This window comes from Pseudomonas sp. CCI1.1 (assembly GCF_034348165.1).
Classification (GTDB): Bacteria; Pseudomonadota; Gammaproteobacteria; order Pseudomonadales; family Pseudomonadaceae; genus Aquipseudomonas; species Aquipseudomonas paracarnis.
In genome coordinates, this window is the sequence record NZ_CP133780.1 from 2,344,642 (window position 1) to 2,371,266 (window position 26,625).

Annotated in this window: 33 protein-coding genes and 1 tRNA gene; 13 read left to right on the plus strand and 21 right to left on the minus strand. The window is 58.2% G+C overall.

Translation table 11 applies throughout. The features are described 5' to 3' along the window. Nucleotides 1-2 precede the first annotated feature (2 nt). Complete coding sequence (locus RHM69_RS10275) at nucleotides 3-359, plus strand: type II toxin-antitoxin system RelE/ParE family toxin (RefSeq protein ID WP_069556785.1); 357 nt, start codon at nucleotides 3-5, stop codon at nucleotides 357-359. A 1,133-nt stretch (nucleotides 360-1,492) separates the two neighbouring features. Here RHM69_RS10275 and RHM69_RS10280 read toward each other — a convergent pair. The 9 genes from RHM69_RS10280 to thrS form a co-directional block, all read right to left on the minus strand. Continuing rightward, a tRNA-Pro gene (locus tag RHM69_RS10280) sits at nucleotides 1,493-1,569 on the minus strand. Between the two features lie 90 nt (nucleotides 1,570-1,659). Then, a complete protein-coding gene (locus tag RHM69_RS10285; protein ID WP_003174972.1) occupies nucleotides 1,660-2,016 on the minus strand; it encodes a MerR family transcriptional regulator in 357 nt (118 codons plus the stop codon). Further along, on the minus strand, nucleotides 1,997-2,299 hold the full coding sequence (ihfA, locus tag RHM69_RS10290; RefSeq protein ID WP_002553164.1) for an integration host factor subunit alpha: 303 nt from the start codon (nucleotides 2,297-2,299) through the stop codon (nucleotides 1,997-1,999). The genes RHM69_RS10285 and ihfA overlap by 20 nt, the downstream gene beginning before the upstream one ends. A 3-nt stretch (nucleotides 2,300-2,302) precedes the next feature. Beyond that, nucleotides 2,303-4,681, minus strand: a complete 2,379-nt coding sequence (gene pheT, locus RHM69_RS10295) for a phenylalanine--tRNA ligase subunit beta (protein ID WP_003192485.1) — start codon at nucleotides 4,679-4,681, stop codon at nucleotides 2,303-2,305. A 26-nt stretch (nucleotides 4,682-4,707) separates the two neighbouring features. After that, nucleotides 4,708-5,724 (minus strand): phenylalanine--tRNA ligase subunit alpha, encoded by a 1,017-nt coding sequence (gene pheS / locus RHM69_RS10300; protein WP_003192486.1) that lies wholly within the window; start codon nucleotides 5,722-5,724, stop codon nucleotides 4,708-4,710. 109 nt (nucleotides 5,725-5,833) lie between these two features. Then, complete coding sequence (rplT, locus tag RHM69_RS10305; protein ID WP_003192488.1) at nucleotides 5,834-6,190, minus strand: 50S ribosomal protein L20; 357 nt, start codon at nucleotides 6,188-6,190, stop codon at nucleotides 5,834-5,836. A gap of 29 nt (nucleotides 6,191-6,219) precedes the next feature. Further along, a complete protein-coding gene (gene rpmI, locus RHM69_RS10310; RefSeq protein ID WP_002553160.1) occupies nucleotides 6,220-6,414 on the minus strand; it encodes a 50S ribosomal protein L35 in 195 nt (64 codons plus the stop codon). Between the two features lie 59 nt (nucleotides 6,415-6,473). Further along, nucleotides 6,474-7,025: a translation initiation factor IF-3 gene (infC, locus tag RHM69_RS10315; protein ID WP_015884933.1), complete on the minus strand. Its 552-nt coding sequence runs from the start codon at nucleotides 7,023-7,025 to the stop codon at nucleotides 6,474-6,476. Continuing rightward, complete coding sequence (thrS, locus tag RHM69_RS10320; RefSeq protein WP_003192490.1) at nucleotides 7,025-8,947, minus strand: threonine--tRNA ligase; 1,923 nt, start codon at nucleotides 8,945-8,947, stop codon at nucleotides 7,025-7,027. The genes infC and thrS overlap by 1 nt, the downstream gene beginning before the upstream one ends. A gap of 364 nt (nucleotides 8,948-9,311) precedes the next feature. Here thrS and RHM69_RS10325 point away from each other — a divergent pair, with 364 nt between their 5' ends. Both RHM69_RS10325 and RHM69_RS10330 read left to right on the plus strand, forming a co-directional pair. Continuing rightward, nucleotides 9,312-9,626: a hypothetical protein gene (locus tag RHM69_RS10325; RefSeq protein ID WP_019820908.1), complete on the plus strand. Its 315-nt coding sequence runs from the start codon at nucleotides 9,312-9,314 to the stop codon at nucleotides 9,624-9,626. A gap of 289 nt (nucleotides 9,627-9,915) precedes the next feature. Beyond that, on the plus strand, nucleotides 9,916-10,128 hold the full coding sequence (locus RHM69_RS10330) for a cold-shock protein (protein WP_003192493.1): 213 nt from the start codon (nucleotides 9,916-9,918) through the stop codon (nucleotides 10,126-10,128). Between the two features lie 67 nt (nucleotides 10,129-10,195). On the opposite strand, the gene RHM69_RS10335 is transcribed toward RHM69_RS10330, so the two are convergent. After that, on the minus strand, nucleotides 10,196-10,516 hold the full coding sequence (locus tag RHM69_RS10335) for an I78 family peptidase inhibitor (RefSeq protein ID WP_003192494.1): 321 nt from the start codon (nucleotides 10,514-10,516) through the stop codon (nucleotides 10,196-10,198). Between the two features lie 144 nt (nucleotides 10,517-10,660). Then, nucleotides 10,661-10,966 carry a hypothetical protein gene (locus RHM69_RS10340; RefSeq protein WP_014719123.1) on the minus strand — a complete coding sequence of 102 codons (306 nt, stop codon included), beginning with the start codon at nucleotides 10,964-10,966 and terminating at the stop codon, nucleotides 10,661-10,663. A gap of 156 nt (nucleotides 10,967-11,122) precedes the next feature. Here RHM69_RS10340 and RHM69_RS10345 point away from each other — a divergent pair, with 156 nt between their 5' ends. After that, entirely contained in the window at nucleotides 11,123-11,329 is a 207-nt protein-coding gene (locus RHM69_RS10345; protein WP_014719124.1) for a hypothetical protein, read from the plus strand. A 29-nt stretch (nucleotides 11,330-11,358) separates the two neighbouring features. Here the strand turns inward: RHM69_RS10345 and RHM69_RS10350 are convergent, their stop codons facing one another. Genes RHM69_RS10350 through RHM69_RS10380 form a run of 7 tightly spaced genes read right to left on the minus strand, consistent with a single transcriptional unit; the run spans nucleotide 11,359 to nucleotide 18,327 of the window. Continuing rightward, nucleotides 11,359-12,387, minus strand: a complete 1,029-nt coding sequence (locus tag RHM69_RS10350) for a nucleoside hydrolase (RefSeq protein WP_019820906.1) — start codon at nucleotides 12,385-12,387, stop codon at nucleotides 11,359-11,361. Nucleotides 12,388-12,414: 27 nt separating this feature from the next. Then, on the minus strand, nucleotides 12,415-12,819 hold the full coding sequence (gene rbsD / locus RHM69_RS10355) for a D-ribose pyranase (protein ID WP_019820905.1): 405 nt from the start codon (nucleotides 12,817-12,819) through the stop codon (nucleotides 12,415-12,417). Further along, complete coding sequence (gene rbsK / locus RHM69_RS10360) at nucleotides 12,816-13,733, minus strand: ribokinase (RefSeq protein WP_019820904.1); 918 nt, start codon at nucleotides 13,731-13,733, stop codon at nucleotides 12,816-12,818. The genes rbsD and rbsK overlap by 4 nt, the downstream gene beginning before the upstream one ends. Before the next feature lie 23 nt (nucleotides 13,734-13,756). After that, complete coding sequence (locus tag RHM69_RS10365) at nucleotides 13,757-14,779, minus strand: LacI family DNA-binding transcriptional regulator (protein WP_200600647.1); 1,023 nt, start codon at nucleotides 14,777-14,779, stop codon at nucleotides 13,757-13,759. A gap of 3 nt (nucleotides 14,780-14,782) precedes the next feature. Beyond that, entirely contained in the window at nucleotides 14,783-15,760 is a 978-nt protein-coding gene (locus RHM69_RS10370) for an ABC transporter permease (protein ID WP_003192502.1), read from the minus strand. Then, the gene (locus RHM69_RS10375; protein WP_019820902.1) at nucleotides 15,757-17,310 is read right to left on the minus strand and encodes a sugar ABC transporter ATP-binding protein; all 1,554 of its coding nucleotides are present in this window, start codon (nucleotides 17,308-17,310) and stop codon (nucleotides 15,757-15,759) included. The genes RHM69_RS10370 and RHM69_RS10375 overlap by 4 nt, the downstream gene beginning before the upstream one ends. 57 nt (nucleotides 17,311-17,367) lie before the next feature. After that, nucleotides 17,368-18,327 carry a sugar ABC transporter substrate-binding protein gene (locus tag RHM69_RS10380; RefSeq protein ID WP_014719130.1) on the minus strand — a complete coding sequence of 320 codons (960 nt, stop codon included), beginning with the start codon at nucleotides 18,325-18,327 and terminating at the stop codon, nucleotides 17,368-17,370. Between the two features lie 565 nt (nucleotides 18,328-18,892). Between RHM69_RS10380 and RHM69_RS10385 the strand changes: the two genes are divergently transcribed. From RHM69_RS10385 to RHM69_RS10395, 3 genes are all read left to right on the plus strand, one after another. Then, nucleotides 18,893-19,981, plus strand: coding sequence for an asparaginase (locus RHM69_RS10385; RefSeq protein WP_019820900.1), 1,089 nt, complete (start codon nucleotides 18,893-18,895; stop codon nucleotides 19,979-19,981). 191 nt (nucleotides 19,982-20,172) lie between these two features. Beyond that, on the plus strand, nucleotides 20,173-20,424 hold the full coding sequence (locus RHM69_RS10390) for a DUF1654 domain-containing protein (protein WP_014719132.1): 252 nt from the start codon (nucleotides 20,173-20,175) through the stop codon (nucleotides 20,422-20,424). Between the two features lie 4 nt (nucleotides 20,425-20,428). After that, nucleotides 20,429-21,118 carry an endonuclease gene (locus RHM69_RS10395; protein ID WP_014719133.1) on the plus strand — a complete coding sequence of 230 codons (690 nt, stop codon included), beginning with the start codon at nucleotides 20,429-20,431 and terminating at the stop codon, nucleotides 21,116-21,118. 35 nt (nucleotides 21,119-21,153) lie between these two features. Here the strand turns inward: RHM69_RS10395 and RHM69_RS10400 are convergent, their stop codons facing one another. Further along, nucleotides 21,154-21,519, minus strand: coding sequence for an SPOR domain-containing protein (locus RHM69_RS10400; protein ID WP_019820896.1), 366 nt, complete (start codon nucleotides 21,517-21,519; stop codon nucleotides 21,154-21,156). Nucleotides 21,520-21,783: 264 nt separating this feature from the next. Between RHM69_RS10400 and csrA the strand changes: the two genes are divergently transcribed. The 3 genes from csrA (at nucleotide 21,784) to RHM69_RS10415 (ending at nucleotide 22,844) form a co-directional block, all read left to right on the plus strand. Then, nucleotides 21,784-21,978, plus strand: a complete 195-nt coding sequence (gene csrA, locus RHM69_RS10405) for a carbon storage regulator CsrA (protein WP_003192511.1) — start codon at nucleotides 21,784-21,786, stop codon at nucleotides 21,976-21,978. Between the two features lie 210 nt (nucleotides 21,979-22,188). After that, complete coding sequence (locus RHM69_RS10410; protein ID WP_014719135.1) at nucleotides 22,189-22,449, plus strand: hypothetical protein; 261 nt, start codon at nucleotides 22,189-22,191, stop codon at nucleotides 22,447-22,449. Between the two features lie 98 nt (nucleotides 22,450-22,547). Beyond that, nucleotides 22,548-22,844, plus strand: a complete 297-nt coding sequence (locus tag RHM69_RS10415) for a hypothetical protein (protein WP_014719136.1) — start codon at nucleotides 22,548-22,550, stop codon at nucleotides 22,842-22,844. On the opposite strand, the gene RHM69_RS10420 is transcribed toward RHM69_RS10415, so the two are convergent. Next, on the minus strand, nucleotides 22,806-23,510 hold the full coding sequence (locus RHM69_RS10420; protein ID WP_200600645.1) for an HAD family hydrolase: 705 nt from the start codon (nucleotides 23,508-23,510) through the stop codon (nucleotides 22,806-22,808). The two genes, RHM69_RS10415 and RHM69_RS10420, sit on opposite strands and share 39 nt — an antisense overlap. Before the next feature lie 184 nt (nucleotides 23,511-23,694). Here RHM69_RS10420 and RHM69_RS10425 point away from each other — a divergent pair, with 184 nt between their 5' ends. From RHM69_RS10425 to RHM69_RS10435, 3 genes are read left to right on the plus strand one after another with little or no spacing between them, the layout of a single operon-like run. Beyond that, entirely contained in the window at nucleotides 23,695-23,955 is a 261-nt protein-coding gene (locus RHM69_RS10425; protein ID WP_014719138.1) for a DUF2790 domain-containing protein, read from the plus strand. Nucleotides 23,956-23,997: 42 nt separating this feature from the next. Further along, complete coding sequence (locus RHM69_RS10430) at nucleotides 23,998-24,669, plus strand: heavy metal response regulator transcription factor (RefSeq protein ID WP_003192516.1); 672 nt, start codon at nucleotides 23,998-24,000, stop codon at nucleotides 24,667-24,669. Next, nucleotides 24,666-26,066, plus strand: coding sequence for a heavy metal sensor histidine kinase (locus RHM69_RS10435; RefSeq protein ID WP_200600643.1), 1,401 nt, complete (start codon nucleotides 24,666-24,668; stop codon nucleotides 26,064-26,066). The genes RHM69_RS10430 and RHM69_RS10435 overlap by 4 nt, the downstream gene beginning before the upstream one ends. A 12-nt stretch (nucleotides 26,067-26,078) precedes the next feature. Here RHM69_RS10435 and RHM69_RS10440 read toward each other — a convergent pair whose 3' ends face one another. After that, nucleotides 26,079-26,570: an anti-virulence regulator CigR family protein gene (locus RHM69_RS10440; RefSeq protein ID WP_014719140.1), complete on the minus strand. Its 492-nt coding sequence runs from the start codon at nucleotides 26,568-26,570 to the stop codon at nucleotides 26,079-26,081. Nucleotides 26,571-26,625: the final 55 nt, after the last annotated feature.

Genomic DNA, 26,625 nt, shown 5'->3' on the forward strand with positions numbered 1-26,625 from the left:
GCATGCCGCAGTATCGGATTTCCAACCCGGCGCGCGCCGACATTGTCGACATCCTCAGGCTCTCCCAGACGCAGTTCGGCGATCAAGCACGCCAGCGCTACCAGGCGCTGATCCTCGCAGCGCTGCAAGCGCTTGCCGACACGCCTTATCGCATTGGCAGCCACGACCGCGATGAGCTTGCACCGGGCCTTCGCAGCTATCACCTCATCTATTCACGCCAGCAGGCCAAACAAACCCATGGAACGGTCAAAAACCCACGCCATATCGTGTTCTATCGTGTGGCAAACGACGACGTGATCGAGGTCGTCAGACTCCTTCATGACGCCATGGAAGTGCAGTTGCACCTGCCTAACGACTGATCAGCGACCTGGCCCAACGGCTTAACTGGCCAGGAATAGCGAAGGTAAGGCGCCCCCTATATATCTCAACCTGAGCGCCCTCGTTGTCAGCCGACTTGGCGGCCAATTGAAGCGGGAGGTTTTGGGTCCAACCTGGCTATCGAGACCCACGACCAGAAACACTATGTTCAACTTTGCGTACCACTTTCAACGCAGAATAACCGCTTCTTAGGTGTTTTCCGTGACCAGGCGCCTAGCATTACGCTCATTACTCTCCAGCTGTCGATGGACACGCGGATCAAATGCCCCTAGCGACCAGAGCCCTGGCAACATCACGCAGAGCACGAGCATCTCGCGAGTCAATTTCAGGATAGGTGCAGAGAGACAGACCCGATAACTCCACTTAAGGATATCGACTCATTACCCATATCCTCTTCGGAACGACCAAGGATTTGCCAGATAAAGGTTGCTCATCCAGTATGCGGAGGCGCACTGAATACCAGCCACTGCCATACTGGAGTCCGTCGGAGATCGCCATTCGCGATCACTCGCACACTCGGTGCGAATGGGGGCAAAACTGGGGGCACAATTAGTTTTTTCAAGGCTAGAACCACCGTTCTAGAGCCTAGTCAAAATGTTCTTTGGAGAGAACGACCTTGACTGTATTTACAGGGTTCGGGTTCACCACGCTTTGCGGCGCGGCTCAGCGTCAACCGCAACCACCCAAGCACGGCATCGATAGCTTTAACAATCAGGTTACTGCGCTGATCGGCCCTATGTCTCCATCACCAGGAAGTTCATAACACCCATCGACACGAACCTCCGCCGCTGGAATCATGTGATATTCGATGACTCTACCGAAGTCTGAGCGAATGCCCGGATCACTTCACCAGCAACAGAGAGCTCCGCGTTACCTACAGCCATCGCCCGAAGCTTGCCTCGCGGACTGTCCAGATCGGCAACTCATTAACGAACGTCTTCGCTTCTTCAGGTTCTTGCACCGGTAGGGGCTGTCCGGGGGACACAAGACTCGAACGCCTCTCAGATGGCATAGCTACCGAGATCCAAGATATCCGTGGGAGTAAATGTGGGAGTATTTTTTCAGAGATGAAAAAGCCCAACCGGTGAAGATTGGGCTAAGTCATTGAAAGATATGGTCGGGACGGAGTGATTCGAACACTCGACCCCTAGCACCCCATGCTAGTGCGCTACCGGACTGCGCTACGCCCCGACTAGGCGTGTTACTGGGTTCGCTTCTTAACGAAGCGAACAGGAATATACCGCAAGCTTTTGAAATGTGGAAGTATTTTTAAAGCTTGAATCATTTTTTCAGCACCACCAGTACATCTTCCAATTCGGAGATCATCTGGCGGATCAGTTGCTTGTATTGGGTGGTGTCGTCTTTGGCTTCATCACCGGACATACGCTGGCGTGCGCCGCTGATGGTGAACCCCTGGTCGTACAGCAACGCGCGGATCTGTCGGATCATCAGCACGTCCTGGCGCTGATAATACCGACGGTTCCCGGTGCGTTTGACGGGGTTGAGTTGAGGAAACTCCTGCTCCCAATAGCGCAGCACGTGCGGTTTTACCGCACACAGCTCGCTGACTTCACCAATGGTGAAGTAGCGTTTGCCTGGGATGACGGGTAGCTCGTCGTTATGACTTGGTTCCAGCATAAGCCTCAACTCGGGCCTTCAACTTCTGCCCTGGACGAAAGGTGACCACACGGCGAGCCGTGATCGGGATTTCTTCTCCCGTTTTTGGATTGCGGCCAGGCCGCTGGCGTTTGTCTCGCAGGTCAAAATTGCCGAAACCGGACAATTTGACCTGTTCGTTGTCTTCCAGAGCGTGTCTGATCTCTTCAAAAAACAGCTCAACCAATTCCTTGGCCTCGCGCTTGTTCAGACCCAACTCTTCGTACAGACGTTCCGCCATCTCAGCTTTCGTCAAAGCCCCCATACGTCACTTCCTTAACGTGGCGTTCAACCTTTGTTCGAGCGAGGTGAGGATATTTTGCGTCGTGGTATTCACCTCATCGTCATTAAGAGTGCGCGATGGATGCTGCCAGGTCAAGCCAACTGCAAGGCTTTTTCTATGCGGATCAATGCCTTTACCCTGATAGACGTCAAATAGCCTGAGGTCTGTCAGCCATTCCCCTGCATTTTCACGGATTACATCCAGAACTGCAGTGGCAGCGACTTCACGGTCGGCAATCAGGGCCAGGTCGCGACGCACTTCAGGGAAGCGCGACAACTCGCTGAATTTAGGCATCTTGCCCGACGCAACTTCAGCCAAGACTAGCTCAAACACAAAGACTGGACGGTCCAGCCCCAAGGTTTTCGACAGTTCTGGGTGAATGGCGCCCACGAAGCCTACCAAGCGACCTTCACGCTCGATACGTGCAGTCTGGCCTGGATGCAAGGCTGGGTGGCTACCCGGCACGAACGTAAAGGCGTCCAACGCACCGGCAAAGCCGAGCACCGCTTCCACGTCTGCCTTGACGTCGAAGAAGTCCACGACCTCACGGCCTTGCGCCCAGCCTTCTGGCAGACGGCTGCCGCAAACGACGCCCGCCAGCATCGGCTCTTGCTTCAAGCCATCAAGCTGGCCGACGAAACGCAAGCCGCTTTCGAACAGACGCACGCGGTCTTGCTGGCGGTTCAGGTTGTGGGAAAGCGCCTTCACCAGGCCCGGCCACAGCGACGAACGCATGGCAGCCATATCGTTGGAGATCGGGTTGGCCAGCAGCAACGGCTCAACGCCAGGGTTGAACAGTTCGAACTGCTTTGGATCAATGAAGCTATACGTCACGGCTTCCTGGTAACCACGGGCAACCAGCAGGCGACGCAGTTCAGGCAGGTGCGCACGCGCTTCGGCCTTGGGTTGCGGTGCCAGGCGTGCTTGCGGATAGCGAACCGGCAGACGGTTGTAACCGTACAGGCGCGCCAGCTCTTCGATCAGGTCGACTTCCAGGCTGATGTCGAAGCGATGGCTAGGTACTGCAACTTGCCACTGCCCTTCCCCGCCCGCGGAAATACCCAGGCCGAGCGCGGACAGCAGTTGCTCGATTTCAGCCGGTTCGATGACTAGGCCGAGCATTTGCTCAACGCTTTTGGCACGCAGGGTGATCGGCGCAATCGACGGCAGGTACTGTTCGCTGACGGTTTCGGTGATCGGGCCGGCTTCGCCACCGGTGATTTCCAGCAGCAGGCCGGTGGCGCGCTCCATGGCTTCACGGGCGAGCTTCCAGTCCACACCACGCTCGTAGCGGTGCGACGCATCGGTGTGCAGGCCGTAGGAACGAGCCTTGCCAGCGATCGCGATCTGGTCGAAGAACGCGCTTTCAAGGAATACGTCACGGGTGGTCGCGGATACACCGCTGTGCTCACCACCCATCACGCCGGCAATTGCCAGGGCGCGAGCGTGGTCGGCGATGACCAGAGTGTCGGCACGCAGGCTGACTTCCTGGCCATCGAGCAGCACCAGTTTTTCACCCTCTTCGGCCATACGCACGCGGATGCCGCCATTGATTTCGGCAAGATCAAACGCATGCAACGGCTGGCCGAGTTCCAGCATCACGTAGTTGGTGATGTCGACGGCGGCGTCGATGCTGCGTACATCGGCACGACGCAGGCGCTCGACCATCCACAGCGGGGTTGGCTTGGACAGGTCCACGTTACGGATCACACGCCCCAGGTAACGCGGGCAGGCGTTTGGTGCCAGCACCTCAATCGAGCGCACTTCGTCGTGTACCGCCGGTACGGCAGCGACCACTGGACGAGTGACAGGTGCGTTGTACAGCGCGCCCACTTCACGGGCCAGGCCAGCCAGGGACAGGCAGTCGCCGCGGTTGGGGGTCAGGTCGACCTCGATGCTGGCGTCTTCCAGTTCCAGGTAAGCACGAATGTCCTGACCCACTGGCGCGTCGGCCGGCAGCTCCATCAGGCCATCATTGCCCTCACCTACTTGCAGCTCGGCCTGGGAGCACAGCATGCCGTTGGATTCAACGCCACGCAGCTTGGCCTTCTTGATCTTGAAGTCGCCCGGCAACTGGGCACCAATCATGGCGAACGGGATCTTCAGGCCCGGGCGCACGTTAGGCGCTCCGCACACGACCTGAAAGGTTTCCGAGCCGTTGCTGACCTGGCACACACGCAATTTGTCGGCATCCGGGTGCTGCTCGGTGCTCAACACCTCGCCCACCACCACACCACTGAAAACACCGGCGGCCGGCGTAACGCTATCGACCTCAAGACCGGCCATCGACAGACGAGCAACCAACTCGTCGCGATCTACCTGCGGGCTTACCCAGCCACGCAGCCATTGTTCACTGAATTTCATCCTGCTCTCCTAAAGATTCGTTACGACTAGCGAAATTGCGCGAGGAACCGCAAGTCGTTGTCGAAGAACAGACGCAAGTCGTTCACGCCGTAACGCAGCATGGCCAGACGCTCAACGCCCATGCCGAAGGCAAAGCCCGAGAACTCTTCCGGGTCGATCCCGGACATGCGCAGCACGTTGGGGTGAACCATGCCGCAGCCCATCACTTCCAGCCAGCCGGTCTGCTTGCACACACGGCAGCCTTTACCGCTGCACATCACGCATTCCATGTCGACTTCAGCCGATGGCTCGGTGAACGGGAAGAACGAAGGACGGAAACGTACCGCCAACTCTTTTTCGAAGAACACCCGCAGGAATTCCTCGATGGTGCCTTTGAGGTCGGCGAAATTGATATCGCGATCAACCAGCAGGCCTTCGACCTGGTGGAACATCGGCGAATGGGTGATATCCGAGTCGCTACGGTACACACGGCCTGGGCAGACAATGCGGATCGGCGGCTTGTTCGCTTCCATGGTGCGGACCTGTACCGGCGAGGTATGGGTGCGCAGCAGCATGTTGGCGTTGAAATAGAAGGTGTCGTGCATCGACCGGGCCGGGTGATGGCCTGGGATGTTGAGCGCCTCGAAGTTGTGGTAGTCGTCTTCGACCTCAGGGCCTTCGGCAATGCCGTAGCCGATGTGGGTAAAGAACTGTTCGATACGTTCCAGAGTCCGGGTGATCGGATGCAGACCGCCCGAGGCCTGGCCACGACCAGGCAAGGTCACGTCAATGGACTCGGCGGCGAGCTTGGCCGCAAGATCGGCCTCCTCGAGCGACGCCTTGCGCGCATTGAGAACCTCTGTGACACGCTCCTTGGCGACGTTGATCAGCGCACCGACTTGCGGACGCTCTTCAGCAGGCAGATTTCCCAGGGTCTTCATCACCTGAGTCAATTCACCTTTCTTGCCAAGGTAGTGAACCCGGATTTGCTCCAGGGCATTTACATCTTCAGCGCTTTGCACAGCCTCAAGGGCTTGGGCGACGAGCGCGTCCAGGTTTTCCATGTACAGACTCCAGATACAAAATAGGGGAAGAGCTTGAAGGCTCTTCCCCTATTTATGACGTTTACCACCTTGGGCTACAGGAGTAGCCCAGGGTGACTGTCGGGGGTACTTAAGCCAAAGAGGCTTTAGCTTTCTCGACAATCGCAGCAAACACCGCTTTTTCGTTCACGGCCAGTTCAGCCAGAACCTTACGGTCGATTTCGATGGACGCTTTTTTCAGGCCAGCGATGAAACGGCTGTAGGACAGACCGTTAACACGTGCACCAGCATTGATACGAGCGATCCACAGAGCGCGGAACTGACGTTTTTTCTGACGACGGTCGCGGTAGGCGTATTGGCCTGCCTTGATTACCGCTTGCTTGGCAACACGGAATACGCGTGAACGCGCGCCGTAGTAGCCTTTAGCAAGTTTCAGAATTTTTTTGTGACGCTTACGGGCCATGACGCCACGCTTTACACGAGCCATGAGTTACTTCCTCTATTCTTGAACCAAAATTAACGAAGGCGCAGCATGCGCTCGACTTTTGCCACGTCAGACGGATGCAGCAAGCTGCTACCGCGCAGTTGACGCTTACGCTTGGTCGACATTTTGGTCAGGATGTGGCTCTTGAAAGCGTGCTTGTGCTTGATGCCGTTAGCAGTTTTCAGAAACCGCTTAGCAGCACCACTTTTAGTTTTCATCTTTGGCATGTTCGGTACTCCGCATTCAGTTGATAAACATAATCAGAAGGCCTGCCGTGCCCTGTTGATTACTTCTTCTTTTTCGGGGCGATGACCATAATAAGCTGGCGTCCTTCCATCTTAGGATGCTGTTCGACCGAACCGTACTCGAGCAGGTCAGCTTCAACCCGCTTGAGGAGTTCCATCCCCAGCTCCTGGTGGGCCATCTCACGGCCGCGGAATCGCAAGGATACCTTGGCCCTGTCCCCATCACTCAGGAAACGTACCAGGTTGCGCAGTTTTACCTGGTAATCCCCTTCCTCCGTCCCTGGACGAAACTTGATTTCTTTTACTTGAATCTGCTTCTGGTTCTTCTTCGCTGCGGCAACCTGCTTCTTCTTTTCGAAGATCGATTTGCCGTAGTCCATCACCCGACAAACAGGTGGGATTGCATCGGCGGAGATTTCCACCAGGTCCAGCTTGGACTCTTCTGCAATACGAAGCGCTTCATCAATCGAGACGATGCCAATCTGCTCGCCATCAGCGCCAATTAACCGAACCTCGCGTGCCGAGATATTCTCGTTGATCGGGGCTTTCGGTGCAGCTCGTTTATCTTGTCTCATTTCACGCTTAATAATAATTACTCCGAATCTGGGCGACCACGCCGGGAAACCGCTTGCGCGAGGAACTCAGCGAACTGGGCGACGGGCATCGAGCCCAGGTCAGCACCTTCACGAGTACGCACAGCGACAGTCTGCATCTCGACTTCCCGATCTCCGATAACCAAGAGATAGGGAACCTTGAGCAAGGTATGCTCGCGGATTTTAAAGCCGATCTTTTCATTTCTCAAGTCGGACTTGGCACGAAACCCGCTTTCGTTGAGAGTTTTTTCAACTTCAGCGGCAAAATCTGCCTGTTTATCAGTGATATTCATGATCACTGCCTGAGTCGGAGCCAGCCACGCAGGGAACGCGCCCTCGTAGTGCTCGATCAGGATACCGACGAACCGCTCGAACGAACCGAGGATCGCCCGGTGCAGCATAACCGGGTGTTTACGGCTGTTGTCTTCGGAGACGTATTCGGCTCCCAGACGGATCGGCAGGTTAAAATCGAGCTGCAGGGTACCACACTGCCAGACACGGCCAAGGCAATCTTTGAGCGAGAACTCGATCTTCGGACCGTAGAAGGCGCCCTCACCCGGCTGCAGATCGTACGCAAGGCCCGCACTGTCGAGCGCAGCGGCCAGTGCCGCTTCAGCGCGATCCCACAGCTCGTCGGAACCGACGCGCTTTTCCGGACGAGTGGACAGCTTCATCTCGACTTCGGTAAAGCCGAAATCGCGATAAACGTCCATGGTCAGCTTGATGAACGCTGCGGACTCGGCCTGCATCTGCTCTTCGGTGCAGAAGATGTGGGCGTCGTCCTGGGTGAAGCCACGCACGCGCATGATGCCGTGCAGCGCACCCGATGGCTCGTTACGGTGGCAGGCACCGAATTCGGCCAGGCGCATCGGCAACTCGCGGTAGCTCTTCAGGCCCTGATTGAAGACCTGCACGTGGCACGGGCAGTTCATCGGCTTGATGGCGTAGTCGCGGTTTTCCGACTGGGTGGTGAACATGTTGTCGGCGTAGTTGGCCCAGTGCCCGGATTTCTCCCACAGGCTGCGATCGACCACCTGTGGAGTCTTGATCTCCAGGTAACCGTTTTCGCGCTGCACCTTGCGCATGTACTGCTCAAGCACCTGGTACAGGGTCCAGCCATTCGGGTGCCAGAACACCATGCCCGGCGCTTCTTCCTGAAGGTGGAACAGGTTCAGGCGCTTGCCGATCTTGCGGTGGTCGCGCTTTTCGGCTTCTTCGATGCGCTGGATGTAGGCGGCCAGCTGTTTCTTGTCAGCCCAGGCAGTGCCGTAGATCCGTTGCAGTTGCTCGTTCTTTGCATCGCCGCGCCAGTAGGCACCGGACAGCTTGGTCAGCTTGAACGACTTGAGAAAGCGCGTGTTCGGCACGTGCGGGCCACGGCACATGTCGACGTATTCTTCGTGGTAGTACAGGCCCATGGCCTGCTCGTCCGGCATGTCTTCCACCAGGCGCAGCTTGTAGTCTTCGCCACGCGCGGTAAACACGTCGATCACTTCGGCACGGGGGGTGACTTTCTTGATGACGTCGTAATCTTTTTCGATCAGCGCGTGCATGCGCTGCTCGATGGCCGCCAGGTCGTCCGGAGTAAAAGGACGCTCATAGGCGATGTCGTAATAGAAGCCTTCTTCAATGACCGGGCCGATCACCATCTTGGCGGTTGGATACAGTTGCTTGACCGCATGGCCAATCAAGTGCGCGCAAGAGTGGCGAATGATCTCCAACCCCTCTTGGTCCTTGGGCGTGATGATTTGCAGGCTGGCGTCGCTGGTGATCAGGTCGCTGGCGTCAACCAGCTTGCCGTCGACCTTGCCGGCCACCGTGGCCTTGGCCAGGCCAGCACCAATGGATGCGGCGACCTCGGCTACGGAAACCGGATGATCGAATGAACGTTGACTGCCGTCGGGAAGAGTAATAGTTGGCATGGCGCCTCCTCTCCTAGTGGTGACCCCTACCAAAGGTCACGTGGGTTGGGATGAGCCAGTACAAGATCCAACACCAGGCCGTTCAATGAAGAACGCCTGCCTTACAGCGGCAGGAGCCTTTCGGCCAACCGATAATCGAACCAGAGTGACTGGAGTGAACAAAAAGGACCTGGCAAGGCGGCAAATGGCGCGCCCGGAAATAGCCAGGCAAGGATGCTAGCACAGATGAACGGTCATCGCGTCGGCCAAGCGTTGGGTAAAGAGCAATTCATGGCTTTATAGCTGCGAAAGTGAACTTGAGCTGTACGCAGGGCCTCAAAGCCACTGAGAATCGCCGTTCGTCCTCGACCCAAAGGAGCATCCCATGATGCGTTTTACCTCTACCCTCGCTGTCGCCGCTACCCTGAGCCTCCTTTCCCTCGGCGCGCAGGCTGCAGCGCCTTCCAACTGGCCAGCCGGCGCCCGTGACGCCTTCGTCAACGACTGCAGTGCCGCCGCCAGCCAGAACGTGGACGTCAAGACCGCCAAGGCCCACTGCGAATGCGGCGCTGACAAGATCAATGCCGAATTGAGTACTGCCGAGATCAAGGAATTGATGACCAACCAGAACGCCAGCCCGGAGCTTAAAAACAAAGCGGTCGCGGCTATTTCGTCCTGCAAAGTGGTGAAGAAAAAGTAAGATTGGCTGACGATTCGACGGCCATTTCGCTGGAAAAACAGCCTGAAAACTGCCATTTCACACAAATTATGCAGGTTTTACGGCTTTTTTTAACAGCTGATATTTCGTCGCAAAGCCCCGTAAATCGGGGCTTTCAGCCGAATGATGAATCAAACGCAAAGCGATTGATTAGCAAACAGTGCCTTGGGGGGGCTCCCAAGCCGAACATTTCGACTATGATAGCCCAGTGTGCCCAGTTGGCCTGAGCAGCACAGCACTACTGAAAATATATGTTTCTTGGAGATACACCATGTCTAATCGCCAAACCGGCACCGTTAAATGGTTCAACGATGAAAAAGGCTTCGGCTTCATCACTCCTACAGGTGGCGGTGACGACTTGTTCGTACACTTCAAAGCTATCGAAAGCGACGGTTTCAAAAGCCTGAAAGAAGGCCAAACCGTTTCCTTCGTGGCTGAGAAAGGCCAAAAGGGTATGCAAGCTGCACAGGTTCGCGGCGAGTAATTCTCCGCTGAGCTAAAAAAACCCCGTCCATGTGACGGGGTTTTTTATGGGTAATGCAAAAGCCGTATCAGCCGCAGTTAACCCGGTTGATCACCAGATTGTTGTCGGTGTTCAGGTTCAAGCGGTCGGAGCGATATTCCAGCGTGATCATGTCATTGGGCTTGAGAATGCGTGCATTCTGCGCGCCGGCACGTGTGCGAGCTTGCTCCAGCAACTGGGGCGAGGCCTTCTGGCCGATGGCGAACTCTGCAGCCTTCGACTCACAGCGGCTATGACCGGCATCGGTCGCAGTGGCAGCTTTGCCTGGCTCAGAGGCACCCGGGGTGCTGCAACCTGCCAACGCGAGCGCAGCCAACAAAGTACCGAATGATGCGAGCTTCCAAGGCATGAAGCCTCCTATGATAAAAAGTGGAGAGAGATCGTGCGACATCAGTCAAAGCGATTGGTTTCAAGACGTTAACCGCTTGTGGGCAAGTCTGCCTGACTCACTGCTGGCAAGCGCCCTGTCAATCGTGACTAGATATGAACGCACTTAGTAGATGTCGATATAGTCTGACGTCGCTGTAGGCCAATTCTGCTTCAGCGCGTTAAAAATCTGCATGACCCACACTTCATCACTGGCCGCCACGAGGCCGACATAACCGGAACCCTTGGCCCAGGTCTCCAGGCGAAACAGCAGGCCACCGATATCAGCCCCCCCGACTACGCCGGAAGAAATGTAGGCAACGCCTGCCTTGCTCACCCGCAGCTGGGTATGTTCGTCGTCACTGGCGCTGCCAAGCAGTTGGCGCACGGCCTCCAGCGTCAGGTTGTCGGGGTTGCTCAAATCGATTTGCACGCGGTGTTTCCCGGCCATTTAACAGGCCGACAGTGTCGCACAGCCGCTGCTTCATGCCTAAGTAGCAGTGCCAAATGCCGTACAAAATGCTTAACTGCGCCCCTCTGGAACGGCGTTCCAGTGCACTACCCCGCATTTTCAGCCCGTGAGATTTCCATGACCACCGTAACGCTTCAAGCCGACATCAAAGCCAAGTGGCCCCAAGGGCAAAGTTCCTACAGCCCCGGAAGCCCGGAAGAACTGGCGATCATTGGTATCGATCTGTTGGTCAAGGAACTGGGCACCCAGGCGGCGCAAGCGTTCATCGGCCAGATATTCGAGAAATACCCGGCCGACTACAGGGGCGCCCAAGAGCGCGATTAGAACCGGGCGACGAGTGCCGCCCCGCTAACTTACTTCAGACGCGCCAGGCGCTCGGTCAACAGATCGAAGAAGCCCTGGGCGTCGCCATTCTCAACCCAGAACACATTCTTTGGCTGCTTGAGCCCATCGTACCAATCGACGATGGTCTGGCCGAAGGTCGGGCCTTCGCGGCTGTCGACTACCATATTGGCCTCACGACCGCTGAACAGCGAAGGCTTGAGCAGGTACGCCACCACGGTAGCGTCATGGACCGGGCCACCCGGAATGCCGTAGTGCTCCATATCGCCTTTGACGTACTCATTCAGAATACTGCTAACGACCTTGCTCGCGTTGTTGTTCAGGTCCGCAATCTTCTTCAGGCGGGCGTCGCTGGTGAGGACTTTATGGGTCACGTCCAACGGCAGGTAGGTCAACTTCACACCGCTTTTGAGCACGATCTCCGCCGCCACCGGATCGGCGAACAGGTTGAACTCAGCCACTGGGGTGATATTGCCGCCATTGAAGTGGGCGCCGCCCATCACGACCACTTCCTTGATGCCCTGGGTGATTTCGGGCGCTTGAGTCAGTGCCAGTGCCAGGTTGGTCTGCGGGCCGAGCATGGCGATGGTGATGCTGTGCGGCTTGGCGCTGCTCAGGGTGTTGATCAGATAGTCGACCGCATTGCCTTCGGCCAGACCTTTTTTCGGTTCATGCACCGTGACGCCCGAGATGCCTTCCTTGCCATGAATATTCTCGGCGTAGATCGGTTTGCGCAGCAGCGGCGCTGGCGCACCGGCGTACACCGGGATGTCCTCGCGCCCTGCCCACTCGCGCGCCAGGCGTGCGTTGCGCGAGGTCTTGTCCAGGCGCACATTGCCGGCGACGGTGGTCAGCGCACGAATGCTCAACTCCTGCGGCGAGGCCATGGCGAACAGCAAGGCCACCACGTCATCGGCACCCGGGTCGGTATCGATGATCAGGTCGATTTTTTCCGCCGCTTGGGCGCTTGCAGCAGTGAGCGCGGACAAAAGCAGAACACTCCGGAACAGGTTTTTCAGGGTAGGTAGACCACGTTGCATAAAGCACTCCTTGTCATTGGGGGGACGCTAGAACGTTACGCCGGACACCAGCGCGATATTGCAGTACGGCTGGCATTCGCCAGTGCGCACCACGGCGCGGGCATTGCGGCTCAATTGCTTGAATTGGTCATGGCTGAGCAGGCGGCGCTCACCCAGTGCAGCCTGCTCTGTGAGCGCATTTAGCGCGGTCAGCGCGGGCGGTTGCTTCAGCAGGATCTCTTCTGCCAGCACATGGCTTTCCACCTGCATTTCGCTAAGCACGATGCGCAAGGTGCTGATGAAGTCAGGGATGCCCTGAGTCAGTGCCAGGTCGATCAGTTCGACGCCGGGAGGCACCGGCAGGCCGGCATCGCCGATGACCAGGATGTCGCCGTGACCCAGGGACGCGATCACGCGCGACAGTGCGATATTCAGCAAAGGTGTCTTTTTCATGCGGGCACAAAACCTTGTACGTCGTGCAGCGTAGGAATGGAAGGCTGAGCGCCGGCGCGGGTCACTGACAATGCCGCCGCCACCTGGCCAAAACGGATCGCCCGGGCTTCGCTCTGGCCCGCGGCCAGCGCGGCGGCAAAGCCACCGACAAAGGTATCGCCAGCAGCGGTGGTATCCACCGCCTTGACCTTCGGCGCCACCAGGTGCTCAAAGCTCTGGCCGTCGGCAAACAGCGCGCCCTGGGCGCCCAGGGTGATGATGACCTTACCGGCGCCCGCCTGGATCAGCGCGGTCGCGGCGACCTTGGCGCTGTCGAGGGAGTCGACCGTCACGCCACTCAGAGCGCTGGCCTCGCTTTCATTGGGGATCAGATAATCGATCGAGGCATACCAATCAGCGGGCAACGGCCCGCTTGCCGGGGCCGGGTTGAGAATGACCGTCTTGCCCAGTTCGCGCCCCCGCTGGAGCGCATACCCAACAGTCTCCATCGGCACCTCAAGCTGGCAGATGATCACGTCTGCCGCCTGCAGCACAGCGTCGCACGTTCGCAGCGACGCAGGCGTCAGCTCACCGTTGCTGCCGGCCACAATGACAATGGCGTTCTGGCTGCTGTCATCGACCACGATCAATGCCACACCGCTGGAGCCGTCCACCGTGCTGACGGCCTGGCAATCGATCCCTTCCACCAACAGCGCATCGCGCAATTGGCTGCCATAGGCGTCGGTACCGATGCATCCCACCATGGCGACACTCGCCCCCAGGCGTGCCGAGGCGACGGCCTGGTTGGCGCCCTTGCCGCCGGGCACAGTGGAGAACGTCTGGCCGATCAGGGTTTCACCGGCACGCGGCAAGCGACTGGCGCGAGTGACCAGGTCCATGTTCAAGCTGCCTATTACCACTACTTTTGCTGGCATACATCAGTACTCATCAATTCGGTTCAGCGGTATTGGGCGAACACATCAGCCAATGGCGCAGTCGACTCACGCAAAACAATACTGGGCGTCACGATACGTTGATCGATCGGCAGTTGGGGTGTTGCTATTCGTTGCAGTAATAATTCGGCCGCAGTCTCGCCCAATTGCAGGATCGACTGGCCGACCGTCGTCAGCGCGGGGTAGACGTAGCGCCCCATCTGGATGTCATCGAAACCGATGACCGACAGCTCGCCCGGCACCCGCACATTGCGCTCGGCGGCGGCGCGCAGCACGCCAAAACCAATCATATCGTTGCTGGCGAAAATCGCGCTGGGCGGGTGTTGCGATAATAACTCTACGGCTGCGGCATACCCGCCCGTGCTGGTGAAATCGCTTTCCAGGGTACGACTGGCCAACACCTCGATGCCCGCCTCGCGCAATGCACGCTGGTAACCCGCCAGGCGCATCTGCGCCACGCGGGTATGCCCAGGGCCGCCGATACAGGCGATGTCCCGGTGCCCCAGTTCAAGCAAGTGCCGGGTCGCCAGGTAAGCGCCCTCTTCGTGATCGATGCGCACCAGGTCCACATCAATCCCATCCAGCGCCCGGTCGACAATCACCATGGGCGTGCGCACTGCACTCAAGCCCGCGGCAAGGCCACTGTCATCGCCGCCCACGGATGTCACGATCAAGCCATCGACGCGCTTTTCCAGCAACACGCGCAAGTAACTGCGCTGTTTCTCTGCGTCGTCATCCGAGTTGCAGAGGATCACGCAATAGCCATTACGCTCGCAGCAATCCTCGATACCCCGAGCCAGTTCGGCAAAATACGGGTTGAGGCTATTGGGCACCAGCAGGCCGATGGTGGCCGTGGTCTTGGCCTTGAGCGAGCGTGCGACGGCACTGGGCACGTAGTCCAACTGCTTGATCGCCGCCTCGACCTTGATGCGTACCGGCTCGCTGACTGGGCGCGTCTTGTTCACCACATGGGACACGGTGGTGTAGGAAATACCTGCAAGCGCTGCCACATCCTTGATCGTTGCCATGGTTCAGCCCCGCCGACTGGCGCGCTGGCTGCGGTAAGTATCGAGGACCACGGCAATCACGATCACGGCGCCGGTAATGATACGTTTAGTCGGTTCCGTCGCGCCGATCTGTGCCAGCCCGGCGGCCAAGACCGAAATAATCAACACCCCGAAGAACGTACTGATGACCGAGCCACGCCCGCCCATCAGGCTGGTGCCGCCGATCACCACGGCGGCGATCACTTGCAGCTCCAGGCCCGAACCGGCATTCGGGTCCGCCGCTTCCAGGCGCGAAATCTGGAACAGCGCCGCCACACCGGCCAGCAGGCCCATCAGGCTGAACACCAGAATCTTGTATGGCTTGGGGTTAATACCCGCCAGGCGCACCGCTTCTTCGTTGGTACCGATGCCGATCAGGTAACGCCCGAACACAGTACGGGTCAGCACCAACTGGGCCGCAATAATCACCAGCAGCGCAATGATGAACGACGGGGAAATACCAAAAGCAATCGGGTTGGACAGCCAGGCAAATGAGTCACCGATATAAGCGGTGCGCGAGCCCGTCATCTGGTAGGCCACGCCGCGGGCCATCTCCAGCACGCCGAGGGATACGATAAATGACGGAATGCGCCAGGCCACCGTGATGGAACCGGTGATGGTGCCGGCCAACGCCGCGCAGCCCATGCCCAACAGGGCGGCGGGCAACACGCTCCAGCCCCAGCCCAGGATCGCCACGCTGACTGCCGAGGCTGCCAATGCCAACACCGAGCCCACGGACAGGTCGATGCCGCCAATGATCAGGATGAAGGTCATGCCCACCGCGAGCACCATCAGGTCAGGAATCTGGTTGGCCAGGGTGCTGAAGGTGTCATAGGACAGGAAGTGATCGCTGAGCACCGAGAACAGCGCAATCATCGCCAGCAAGGCACCTGCCAGCCCCAGGTAAGTACCCAGGCCATAGAAGTTGCCGCCAGTTTTACCGGGGGAAATGCTTGTTTTCATGGGGTATTCCTAGGCGCGGCTTCGTTGAGCAGCGCATCACGTTTCTGATAGCCGGCAAAGGCGGCGGCGAGCAATTCGTCCTGGGTCCAGCTGTCACGCTCGAAGGTCTCGATCAGCCGCCCGGCGGACAACACACCGATGCGGTCACAGATCAGCATCAGCTCACGCAGGTCACTGGACACCACTACCAGCGCTTTGCCCTGACGGGTCAACTCACCGAGCAAAGCGTAGATGTCGAACTTGGCACCGACGTCGATACCACGGGTGGGCTCATCGAACAGCATCACCGCGCAATCGCGCTCCAGCCAGCGGCCAATCACCACCTTCTGCTGGTTACCACCCGACAGCTCGGACACCAGTTGCGTCGGGCTGGAACTGCGGATACGCATGGCGTCGATCTGGCGCTTGGCCAGAGCGGTTTCGTTGCGACTGTTGACGACGCCACCGCCGGAAATTTCCGGCATGTTGCCCAGGGCGATGTTGGCGCTGATGGATTGGGTCAACAGCAGGCCCTCACCCTTGCGGTCTTCGGTGATCAAGGCAATACCATGACCGACCGCGTCCACCGGCGAGCGAATGCTCACCACCTTGGCCGGCGAACCCAAGGCCACGGTGCCGCTGTCGGCCGGGTCGGCGCCGAAGATCAGGCGCAGCAATTCGGTGCGGCCGGCGCCGATCAGGCCGGAAATGCCATAGATTTCACCGGCGCGCACTTCAAAGGACACATCGCGGACCTTGTCCGAACGGGTCAGGCCCTTCACCGTCAAGGCCGGGCCTCCGATGGTGCGCGGGCCCAAATCGATGTGTTCACCCAGTTCGCGACCGACCATCAAGGTCACCAACTGCTCACTGTTGTAATTGGCCATCGGCTCGACGCAGACCAGCTTGCCGTCGCGCAATACCGCAATGCGCTGGGCGACACGGGCCAACTCTTCGAGCCGGTGAGAAATATAAATGATCGCCACGCCTCGAGCCTGCAGGCGCGTGATTTGTTCGAACAGCATCTCGACTTCACGAGCAGTAAGCATCGCCGTGGGCTCGTCGAGGATCAGTACATGGCAGTCGCCGATCAGGTTACGGGCGATCTCGACCATTTGCTGGTGACCGATGCCCAGGCTGCCCACCAGCGTGTCCGGGTCGATCGCGTCCAGGCCGACTTGGGCCATGGCTTCGATCGCGGCTTTGCGCAGTTGTTTGCGGCTGATCCAGCCACAGCGGCTCGGCAGGTTATCCAGGAATAGGTTCTCAGCCACGGTCAGCGTCGGCAGCAGGTTGAGTTCCTGCATGACCATGCGCACGCCCAAGGCTTCGGCTTGGGTGCGGCTGGCGGGGCGGTAATCCTGACCATTGAATTGCATGTGCCCGGTAGTGGGCGTGACCAAGCCACCGATGATCTTCGACAAGGTGCTTTTGCCTGCGCCGTTCTCACCGGTCAGCGCCAACACTTCCCCGCGATTGAGCGTCAGGGTGATGTCGGACAGAACCGGTTGGGCATAGGTCTTACCGATACCGCTGACCGAGAGGACAGCGTTCGGGGCGGAAGATGACATAGGAAAATCTCCAGGCGCCCGCTCAGGACGAGCAGGCGCTGTTGGGTACTGCCAGGATTACTGCTTGATGACGAGCTCGACCGGGGTTTCGATCACGCCATCTTTGGCATCGACTTTCTCACCCTTGACCAGCTTCAGCGCGTTCTGGATACCAAACACGGCTTGCTGGGCAGCGGCCTGGTCAGCGGTGGCCAACACACGACCGTCCTTGAGCATTGGTTTGATCGCGTCAATGTTGTCATAACCCACAACCAGCACCTTGCCGGCCTTGCCTGCCGCACGCACGGCGGAAACAGCGCCCAGCGCCATGTTGTCGTTACCGGCCAACAGCGCCTTGATATCCGGTGTTTCGCTCAGCATCGCTGCCGCGATCTTGTTGCCTTGGTCGATTTCCCAGTTACCGGATTGGGTGGAAACAATCTTCATGCCTGCCGCGTCCATCGCATCCTTGAAGCCTGCGGTGCGCTGCTGGGCATTAGTGGTAGTGGGTACGCCCTCGATGATGCCGACCTTGTCACCGGCGGCCAGTTGCTTGGCCAGGTAGTCGCCCACCAGCTTGGAGCCTTTGCGGTTATCCGGGCCTACGAACGGGATATTGAGGTTTTTGCTTTTGAGTACTTCCGGGTCCAGGCGGTTGTCGATGTTGACGACTTTGATACCGGCATCGGAAGCTTTCTTCAGCACACTGGCGAGTGCCTTGGAGTCGGCGGGAGCGATGACAAGCGCATCGACCTTGGCGTTGATCATTTCGTTGACAATGGCGATCTGCGCGCTGGTATCGGTTTCGTTCTTGATGCCGTTGGAGATCAACTTGAATTCTGTTGGGTGCGCTTTCTGGTAGTCCTTCGCACCGTCGGTCATGGTGACGAAAAACTCATTGGCAAGGGACTTCATCACCAAACCCACGGTAGGCGTTTTGGCAGCGTCATCGGCAAATGCAGAAGAGAGAGGCAAAGCGGCGGATGCGGCAGCAAGCACAGCAACAGCAAGAAGACGTCCAGCAAATGGCAGCTTCATGGGTTCACTCCGATCTTATGATTATTGTGAGCAACGCTTGCACCGAAGACCCCTTCGGCAGCCCTCCCACTTGGGCGGCTGATACGAGCTGTCACGATGTGCCAAGGGCGCAGTGAAACATCTCGCAAACGTTTGCGTTGAGTAAACTATGAGAACCTTGTCGAGATTTGTCAACGGTAGCAGCAAGGCTTTCACGGACGCCCTCCACGCCCTCCCTTCAGCTATCGGCCGCTGATACGTTTAAGCAAGCTCGCCCTCTCTGACCTTCGCTGAAACGACAGCCTGGGTGGCGAATGATCATGCAGGGTGCCCGGACAAATCGTGAACGCTTTTCGGACAACCGAACACCACAGCCCTTCTCGTTCGGAAAGCCGGACAGCACCGACCCCCACCAAACCGAAATCTTGCTTTAAGTTGTTTTAAATCAATAAGTTAATTTAAAAAAACCAACATACTCAGCCTGGTACAAATCCTGCTCTTTCTCAGCACCTCGCGGCGTTCAGAACCGCCCGGGTGTTCTAGATGAACCTGCTACAGCACTCATCAAAAACCAGAGAGAAAAATAATGAAATCTGCATTGAAGAACGTTATTCCGGGCGCATTGGCCCTTCTGCTGCTGTTCCCCGTTGCCGCCCAGGCAAAGGAAGTTGAAAGCAAGACCAAACTGTCCAACGTCGTCATCCTCGCCACCGGCGGCACCATCGCTGGCGCCGGCGCCAGCGCGGCCAACAGCGCCACCTACCAGGCAGCCAAAGTCGGCATCGAACAACTGATCGCCGGCGTTCCTGAGCTTAGCCAGATCGCCAATGTTCGCGGCGAACAAGTAATGCAAATTGCGTCGGAAAGCATCAATAACGAAAACCTGCTGCAACTGGGTCGCCGTGTCGCCGAATTGGCCGACAGCAAGGACGTGGATGGCATCGTGATCACCCACGGCACCGACACCCTTGAAGAAACCGCCTACTTCTTGAACCTTGTGGAAAAAACCGACAAGCCTATCGTGGTCGTCGGCTCCATGCGCCCAGGCACCGCGATGTCGGCAGACGGCATGCTCAACCTGTACAACGCCGTTGCGGTCGCAGGCAGCAAGGAAGCCCGCGGCAAAGGCGTGCTGGTGACCATGAACGACGAGATCCAATCGGGTCGCGACGTCAGCAAGATGATCAACATCAAAACCGAAGCCTTCAAGAGCCCATGGGGGCCAATGGGCATGGTCGTTGAAGGCAAATCCTACTGGTTCCGCCTGCCGGCCAAGCGTCACACCATGGATTCTGAGTTCGACATCAAGACCATCAAAAGCCTGCCTGACGTTGAAATTGCCTACGGCTACGGCAACGTGAGCGACACCGCTTACAAAGCATTGGCCCAAGCGGGCGCCAAAGCGATCATTCACGCCGGTACCGGCAATGGCTCGGTATCGTCCAAGGTCGTTCCAGCACTGGTGGAATTGCGCAAGCAAGGCGTGCAGATCATTCGTTCTTCCCACGTCAACGCCGGTGGCATGGTTCTGCGTAACGCCGAACAGCCAGACGACAAATACGACTGGGTCGCCGCCCTTGACCTGAACCCGCAGAAAGCCCGCATCCTGGCCATGGTCGCACTGACCAAGACCCAGGACAGCAAGGAACTGCAACGGATCTTCTGGGAATACTGATCCCTGCTGATTCACCTGTAGATGCTTTTGTGGCGAGGGAGCTTGCTCCCTCGCCATATTCAACCCCTCTCCCCCCGCACCTCAACAAACTTCCTGATTCGCTGTCAGACGAACTTCTTGAAATTTAAGCAGTTGCGAAATTGCCTACAGTTAAATACTGTATGTGCGTACAGCCAATTAAGGAATGTTCTGTGGCAAAGCCCTCTTCCGCAGCCCCTGCATCGCCTGACGCCTACCAGCGCCTGGCTATCCGCGTGCAAAAAATCATCAATTCGACCAACGCCCAAAAAGCCAAGGCAGCGTTGATCTTCCGTTTACCCGATGAACCGGAGACCGATTGGCAACGTTTACTGGAAGAGATTTCGGAAAACGACAACGTCACCCTCGCCTATCGAGATGACGGTGGCGTGCAGATTTTCTGGGTTGTGCCGAAGGAAGATTGATTCAATGAGTGCCCGTTTTATTGCTGTGTGCTGTCTGTTTTTAACCGTCACCGCCAACGCCCAAGCCCCTCGAACCTTCAGCGAAGCCAAGAAAATCGCCTGGAAGCTCTACGCGCCGCAATCCACCGAATTTTATTGCGGCTGCAAATACACCGGTAACCGGGTCAACCTGAAAGCCTGCGGTTACATCCCCCGCAAAAACGCCAACCGCGCCGCGCGCATTGAGTGGGAACACATCGTACCGGCCTGGCAAATCGGGCATCTGCGCCAATGCTGGCAAAATGGCGGGCGAAAAAACTGCACGCGCCATGATGAGGTGTTCAAGCGCGCCGAGGCAGACCTGCACAATCTGGTGCCGAGCATCGGCGAAGTGAATGGCGACCGTAACAACTTCAGCTTTGGCTGGCTGCCGGTGCAAAGCGGGCAGTATGGCTCATGCCTGACCCAGGTGGACTTCAAGGCAAAGAAAGTCATGCCGCGCCCGTCCATTCGCGGAATGATCGCACGTACGTATTTTTATATGAGCAAGCAATACGGCCTACGCCTGTCGAAGCAGGACCGGCAATTGTATGAAGCCTGGAACAAGACCTATCCGGTGCAAACCTGGGAGCGCCAGCGCAACCAGACCGTGGCTTGCGTGATGGGGCGCGGCAATGAGTTCGTCGGCCCGGTCAACCTGAAGGCCTGCGGCTGAACGTGGGCGGGGCTGCCCGCCCACCTGGCCTGCTGCTACTGCGCAGCCTTGTGTTCGATGATCTCCGACACGGTGTCGTTTTTCTTGGCCCGTGCCATTTTTTCGTTTAGCAGCGCCTGCTTGGCTTCGGCCTCGGCTTTGGTCGCGAACGGCCCCAATAGCACCTCATCCTTGCCGTCGACTTTGACGATATAGAAATTGAAGCCGTGTTCCAGCAACCAGGCGGTCAGGTCGGTGATCGCCTGCAGCTTGTGGTCCGGCGGGCCGACCCGTATATCCCACTCCTGAGCGGCAATCGCACCGGTTTGCGGCAGGCTTTCGGTCACGGCAGGCTTGGCCTTGGGGGCATCGACCGACTTACCTTCACCGCATCCGGCCAACGCCAACACCACAATTGCCATCGCTACTTTACGCACTGCCCTGCTCCTTTGAGGATCAAAGAGGCAACTTTACCATTCACTGTCTATTCTGGCCGTCATAAACGTTGGCTTAAACAATGCGAATCATGTATCGCGACCTGTATGATACCGCCATGGGAATTAATGTCGCCTCTATGCGTCCTAGAAAGAGGCAGTCACAGGGAAGCGCTTCGCAGTAAGCTACACACATCCGACACCTACCCTGTCTGAAACATGTGTCCTTAAAAGTAATTCAAGGAGAAGTCCATGCTTATACTCACCCGCAAAGTCGGTGAAAGCATAAACATCGGTGATGACATTACGATCACCATCCTGGGCGTTAGCGGCCAGCAAGTACGAATCGGCATCAACGCCCCTAAGGATGTTGCCGTGCATCGCGAGGAGATTTACCAGCGTATCCAGGCCGGCCTGACTGCACCCGACAAAAACCAGACGCCTTGAAACGCCTCCAGTAGCCAGCCTTTTCGTTCACTGTAACGGCTGGCGAAAACCCAATTGGCCTGCTCGCGTTTCCCCGCGTGACCAGCGCGCCTTGAGCTTTCCCTTCGCTGCAAGATGAAACTGTCAGGGTATCCGGAACTTGTCGCGCTATTGGCAGCCCAATTTCTGACACTTTATCCTGCCATCCGAGTGCATTTCAGGAACACGTCGATGAGGCCAGCCGCGTCGCAATCCCTTGTTTCCAGATCCTGGATGATTGCCCTGTTGATAGGGCTGACCTTCGTGGCACTCGGGTGTGGCCTGAGAATGGAAGTTGAAGGGGCCGATCCCGACACCCATTCCTGGGTGGATCTGGCGCTTCTACTCTGTGGCTACCTGCTTGTGTTCTGCCTCAAGCCCATCCAGAAGGTGATCTTGCGCAAGCTGTGTCAGCGCGCCGCTCATCGCGCCCATGAAAAAGCCGCACGCTGAGGGCGTTTAGCGGTTATCGGATCGCCGGTATTTACACCGCCGCACCACCACCTATCATTGGGCTTGCGTTGCGCAGCTAATCAAAGGTGCAAAAGCAGATGGACACCCTCAACAAATCCCAAATCGAAAAAGCCTTGGCAGAACGCCTGCCGAGCTACAGGGTTGAGTGCACGCTGCATGCCGACGGCACCCTGTCAGCCGTGCTCAGCGGCCCAGAGACCGATCACTTCGCGATTACCGGCATCGTGCGTGCGCACTATCACGGTACAGAGGCCATCAACCAGCTCGCCACCGAGATACTCAGGGAAATGGTGATGTCGCGCCAAGGCATGAAAAACAGCCGGTTGCAGGCGCTATCAGACTCCCTCGACTGCCTGGAAGGCCGAGACCGGTAACGGACTTAAGGACAGCAAGCCATCAGCCCCACGCTCGGCTTTCAACGCACTATATTCCTCGATGCAAGCATAGGCAGTCACCATCGGCGCCATGTGTGTCGAGGTCACCACCATGATATCCGCCCCCGCCGCTTCCCCAGCCTGAATGCCCACTGTGGCGTCCTCGAACACCAGGCAGTCTTGCACCGGCACGCCCAGGCGCTGGGCACCCAGCACATAACAGGCCGGATCGGGCTTGCCCGTCTTTACATCTTCGGCTGTCACCAGTACCGCCGGCACCGGAATGCCCGCCGCTTGCAGCCGGCGCACGGCCAACGCTTTTGGCGCAGAGGTGACCAACGCCCATTGATCGACGGGCAGGCTGGCCAAAAACGCCACCGCGCCGGGAACTGCCACGATGCCTTCGACATCGTCCAGCTCAGCCTCGGTGATCCATTGGGCTTCTACCTGTGGATCGACACCCGGCAACGCCTGGCGGGTGATCGTATCAATCGCGCGGGCACCATGAATGGTGTGCAGGAACGCTTCCACATCCAAGCCATGCCGTGCAGCCCAGATGCCCCACACGCGCTCCGCAGCCGCAATGGAGTTGAGCAGGGTCCCGTCCATATCGAACAGAAAGGCGCGGTAACGCCGGGTAAATACGTTTGGAGTTGGGCTGGACACTGCACGGCTTCCTCATGGGCTGGGCCCCTGCAATCTACGGATCACCTTGACGCTTGTAAACGCCGAGATCTGGCCCGTCAGTTCCGAGGCAAAAATGACGAACTTGTCATGATCCTGTTGGTTGGCTGTTGGGGTCGCCTGGTTACCGTGAGCTCACTACCCACCCGGAACGTGAGACACCACCATGAAACTGATTGCCCTGGGCTTCGCCGCTTTGCTCGTCACTGGCTCGGTATTCGCTGCCGACGCCGCCCCCGCCGCCAACGTGATCCATGACAAAACCGGCTTCTTCGTGCACCTGGATGTCGCCAAGGTGCTGTCGAGCACCGACACCTACGGCCAATGCGGGGTTGTGCCGGCGCAACTGCGCTACCTGGACCACCAAGACCGCGAACATGTGCTGGATTACCAAGTCCAGGGCACCGGTTGCGCCAATGACAATTGATCGGGCTACACTGGCGCAACTTATTGAAGCAGAGCACTTCCCATGAACATCCTTGTAGTCGAAGACGAACCCAAGGCCGGCAATTATCTGCTCAATGGCCTGCAGGAGCTGGGGCATTGTGTGAGCCTGGCCCGCGATGGCGTGGACGGTTTGCACCAGGCCCTTGAAACGCCCTTCGACGTGATCGTACTCGACGTGATGATGCCGAAAATGGATGGCTGGGAAGTGCTGCGTCGCCTGCGCAAAGAGGCCGATACGCCGGTGCTGTTCCTCACCGCCCGCGATGATATCGCCGACCGCATCAAAGGCCTTGAACTGGGTGCCGATGACTACCTGATCAAGCCCTTTTCGTTCGCCGAACTGGTGGCGCGCCTGCGTACCCTCAACCGTCGTGGCCCGAGCCGGGATGAAGAGCAACTGCACATCGCCGACCTGCACATTGACGTACTCAAACGTCGGGTCACCCGCGCCGGCACGCGCATTACCCTGACCAACAAAGAGTTCGCCCTTCTGCACCTGTTTGCCACGCACCAGGACCAAGTGCTGTCCCGCTCGCTGATTGCTTCGCGGGTATGGGACATGAACTTCGACAGCGACACTAATGTGGTGGATGTCGCCGTGCGCCGCCTGCGCCTGAAAATCGACGACCCGTTCCAGCTCAAGCTGATCCACAGCGTGCGGGGCATTGGCTACCGCTTCGATACCCAGCCATGAGCCGCCAGCACCCTTACTCCCTGACCCTGCGCCTGGCATTGATCTTCGCCCTGCTCGCCTTCGCCCTGCTGGCAACCCTGGGCGTGGCGCTGTACCGGGAGCTGGAGCGCGAACTGATCCGCCGCGATGACGCCGCGCTGATATCGCGAGTGGATCAGTTGCGCAACCTGCTTAACGACAGCAATACCTTGGACTTGATCAAGACCAAGCCAGAGCTGTTCCAGAACATGTTGGGCAACCGCGAATCGGTGCTGAGTATCGCCGCACCCGGCCAGCAGCCGCTGCTGCTGGTAAACCCGGGAAATATTGAGTTGCCGTCGATCCAGCCGCTGCCCAAGGATCACCGGCTCATATTGAGCGACGTGCAACATTTGCCAGGCCTGAACGGCATTCCCTTCTCGCTGGTGGCCGTGGCCATCGACTCCGGCGACCTGGGCAGCTTGCAAATCACCAGCGGCCGCCTGATGACCGAGCGCACCGCCGTGCTCGCCAGTTATCGACTCAGCGTCTACATCCAGGCGAGTATCGCCGCGATCATCCTGGCGCTGGTGGGTTACCTGCTGGTTCATCGCGGCTTGCTGCCGTTGCGCCGCCTGGCCCGGCATGCCCAAAGGATCGGCGTCAGCAACCTGGCCGAACGCCTCGACAGCCACGGCGCGCCGAAAGAATTGCTGCCCATGATCGACTCGTTCAACACCATGCTTGAGCGCCTGGCCAAAGGCTTTGTACAACTGGGCCAAGTGTCCACCGATATGGCCCATGAACTGCGCACCCCGATCAACAACCTGCTCGGCGAAACCCAGGTGGCCCTGCAGCAGCAGCGCAGCATCGAGAGCTACCAGCAACTGCTGGCCTCCAATGTCGAAGAGCTGGAGCGCCTGGCGCGGATGCTCGACAACATGCTGTTCCTGGCCCGCACCGACCCCGCCAGCGCACTGCGCCAACGCCAGGCGCTGGACGCGGCGGATGAAGTGGAACGCATCGCGGATTACTTCGAGGGGCTGGCCGGTGATGTGGACATGCACATCACGGCCTTGGGCGAAGGGGTGATCTGGGCTGAACCGATGCTGCTGCGCCGTGCCTTGGCCAACCTGTGTGCCAACGCCATCAAGTATGGCGCGCCGGGCTCGGAGCTGAGTATCCAGGCAGTGCCGGATGGCGCGGGCATCAACCTGAAAGTCAGCAACCAAGGCCAGACGATCCCGGCTGAGCACCTGCCGCGGCTGTTCGAACGGTTCTACCGGGTCGATGAATCCCGCGAGCGGTCATCCCAGTCCAACGGCCTGGGACTCTCGATCGTGGCGACCATCATGCAACTGCATAACGGGCGGTACCGTGTAAGCAGTGAAGATGGCGTGACCTGTTTTGAGTTGTTTTTCCCCGGCCGTGAAGCCTGAGGGCGCGGCACCTCAATCAAACGCACCGTTCAGAACTTCGTAGATGATACCGGTCGCAATGGCCACCAATATCAAGTCGGTTCCCGCTTGCTGCCATTCGTAACCATCATAACGAGGCAACTGCCCCAGCAAGCGGCCGTCCAGCTTCTTGGCAATACCGGGCGGCAGTGGCTTGCCGCGTGCCAGGTTTTTCTGAATGCCAGGCGGCAAGGCTGGCCCTGGGCGCCAATAATCGCGGTGACCGCCCAGCACGTTCAGTACAAGACCGCGATCAACGCTGAAGTCATTTCTGGATTGGCCGCCCTTGTCTTTGGCCTTACCCGGCCCGCCCTGGGCATTACCTTTGTTATTACCGTGACCTTTGCCGTTGTCCTGCCCACCATAGGCGTCACCCTTGTTATTGCCTTGGCCTTTGCCATTACCTGGATCTGCAAGGGCAAGGCCACTGGTGACGGACAGTGCAAGCGACAACGCAGCCGATACAAGTTTCGTACGCTTTAACATGGCGACTTTCCGAGGCAAGGGTGTGCTGGAACTGTAGTTGAAATTGCAACACAGC

Coding starts and splice junctions, on each gene's coding strand:
- RHM69_RS10275 (WP_069556785.1), top strand. CDS start 3: ATGCCGCAGTATCGGATTTCCAACCCGGCGCGCGCCGACATTGTCGAC.
- RHM69_RS10285 (WP_003174972.1), bottom strand. CDS start 2,016: ATGCTGGAACCAAGTCATAACGACGAGCTACCCGTCATCCCAGGCAAA.
- ihfA (WP_002553164.1), bottom strand. CDS start 2,299: ATGGGGGCTTTGACGAAAGCTGAGATGGCGGAACGTCTGTACGAAGAG.
- pheT (WP_003192485.1), bottom strand. CDS start 4,681: ATGAAATTCAGTGAACAATGGCTGCGTGGCTGGGTAAGCCCGCAGGTA.
- pheS (WP_003192486.1), bottom strand. CDS start 5,724: ATGGAAAACCTGGACGCGCTCGTCGCCCAAGCCCTTGAGGCTGTGCAA.
- rplT (WP_003192488.1), bottom strand. CDS start 6,190: ATGGCTCGTGTAAAGCGTGGCGTCATGGCCCGTAAGCGTCACAAAAAA.
- rpmI (WP_002553160.1), bottom strand. CDS start 6,414: ATGCCAAAGATGAAAACTAAAAGTGGTGCTGCTAAGCGGTTTCTGAAA.
- thrS (WP_003192490.1), bottom strand. CDS start 8,947: ATGCCAACTATTACTCTTCCCGACGGCAGTCAACGTTCATTCGATCAT.
- RHM69_RS10325 (WP_019820908.1), top strand. CDS start 9,312: ATGATGCGTTTTACCTCTACCCTCGCTGTCGCCGCTACCCTGAGCCTC.
- RHM69_RS10330 (WP_003192493.1), top strand. CDS start 9,916: ATGTCTAATCGCCAAACCGGCACCGTTAAATGGTTCAACGATGAAAAA.
- RHM69_RS10335 (WP_003192494.1), bottom strand. CDS start 10,516: ATGCCTTGGAAGCTCGCATCATTCGGTACTTTGTTGGCTGCGCTCGCG.
- RHM69_RS10345 (WP_014719124.1), top strand. CDS start 11,123: ATGACCACCGTAACGCTTCAAGCCGACATCAAAGCCAAGTGGCCCCAA.
- RHM69_RS10350 (WP_019820906.1), bottom strand. CDS start 12,387: ATGCAACGTGGTCTACCTACCCTGAAAAACCTGTTCCGGAGTGTTCTG.
- rbsD (WP_019820905.1), bottom strand. CDS start 12,819: ATGAAAAAGACACCTTTGCTGAATATCGCACTGTCGCGCGTGATCGCG.
- rbsK (WP_019820904.1), bottom strand. CDS start 13,733: ATGCCAGCAAAAGTAGTGGTAATAGGCAGCTTGAACATGGACCTGGTC.
- RHM69_RS10365 (WP_200600647.1), bottom strand. CDS start 14,779: ATGGCAACGATCAAGGATGTGGCAGCGCTTGCAGGTATTTCCTACACC.
- RHM69_RS10370 (WP_003192502.1), bottom strand. CDS start 15,760: ATGAAAACAAGCATTTCCCCCGGTAAAACTGGCGGCAACTTCTATGGC.
- RHM69_RS10375 (WP_019820902.1), bottom strand. CDS start 17,310: ATGTCATCTTCCGCCCCGAACGCTGTCCTCTCGGTCAGCGGTATCGGT.
- RHM69_RS10380 (WP_014719130.1), bottom strand. CDS start 18,327: ATGAAGCTGCCATTTGCTGGACGTCTTCTTGCTGTTGCTGTGCTTGCT.
- RHM69_RS10385 (WP_019820900.1), top strand. CDS start 18,893: ATGAAATCTGCATTGAAGAACGTTATTCCGGGCGCATTGGCCCTTCTG.
- RHM69_RS10395 (WP_014719133.1), top strand. CDS start 20,429: ATGAGTGCCCGTTTTATTGCTGTGTGCTGTCTGTTTTTAACCGTCACC.
- RHM69_RS10400 (WP_019820896.1), bottom strand. CDS start 21,519: ATGGCAATTGTGGTGTTGGCGTTGGCCGGATGCGGTGAAGGTAAGTCG.
- csrA (WP_003192511.1), top strand. CDS start 21,784: ATGCTTATACTCACCCGCAAAGTCGGTGAAAGCATAAACATCGGTGAT.
- RHM69_RS10410 (WP_014719135.1), top strand. CDS start 22,189: ATGAGGCCAGCCGCGTCGCAATCCCTTGTTTCCAGATCCTGGATGATT.
- RHM69_RS10415 (WP_014719136.1), top strand. CDS start 22,548: ATGGACACCCTCAACAAATCCCAAATCGAAAAAGCCTTGGCAGAACGC.
- RHM69_RS10425 (WP_014719138.1), top strand. CDS start 23,695: ATGAAACTGATTGCCCTGGGCTTCGCCGCTTTGCTCGTCACTGGCTCG.
- RHM69_RS10430 (WP_003192516.1), top strand. CDS start 23,998: ATGAACATCCTTGTAGTCGAAGACGAACCCAAGGCCGGCAATTATCTG.
- RHM69_RS10435 (WP_200600643.1), top strand. CDS start 24,666: ATGAGCCGCCAGCACCCTTACTCCCTGACCCTGCGCCTGGCATTGATC.
- RHM69_RS10440 (WP_014719140.1), bottom strand. CDS start 26,570: ATGTTAAAGCGTACGAAACTTGTATCGGCTGCGTTGTCGCTTGCACTG.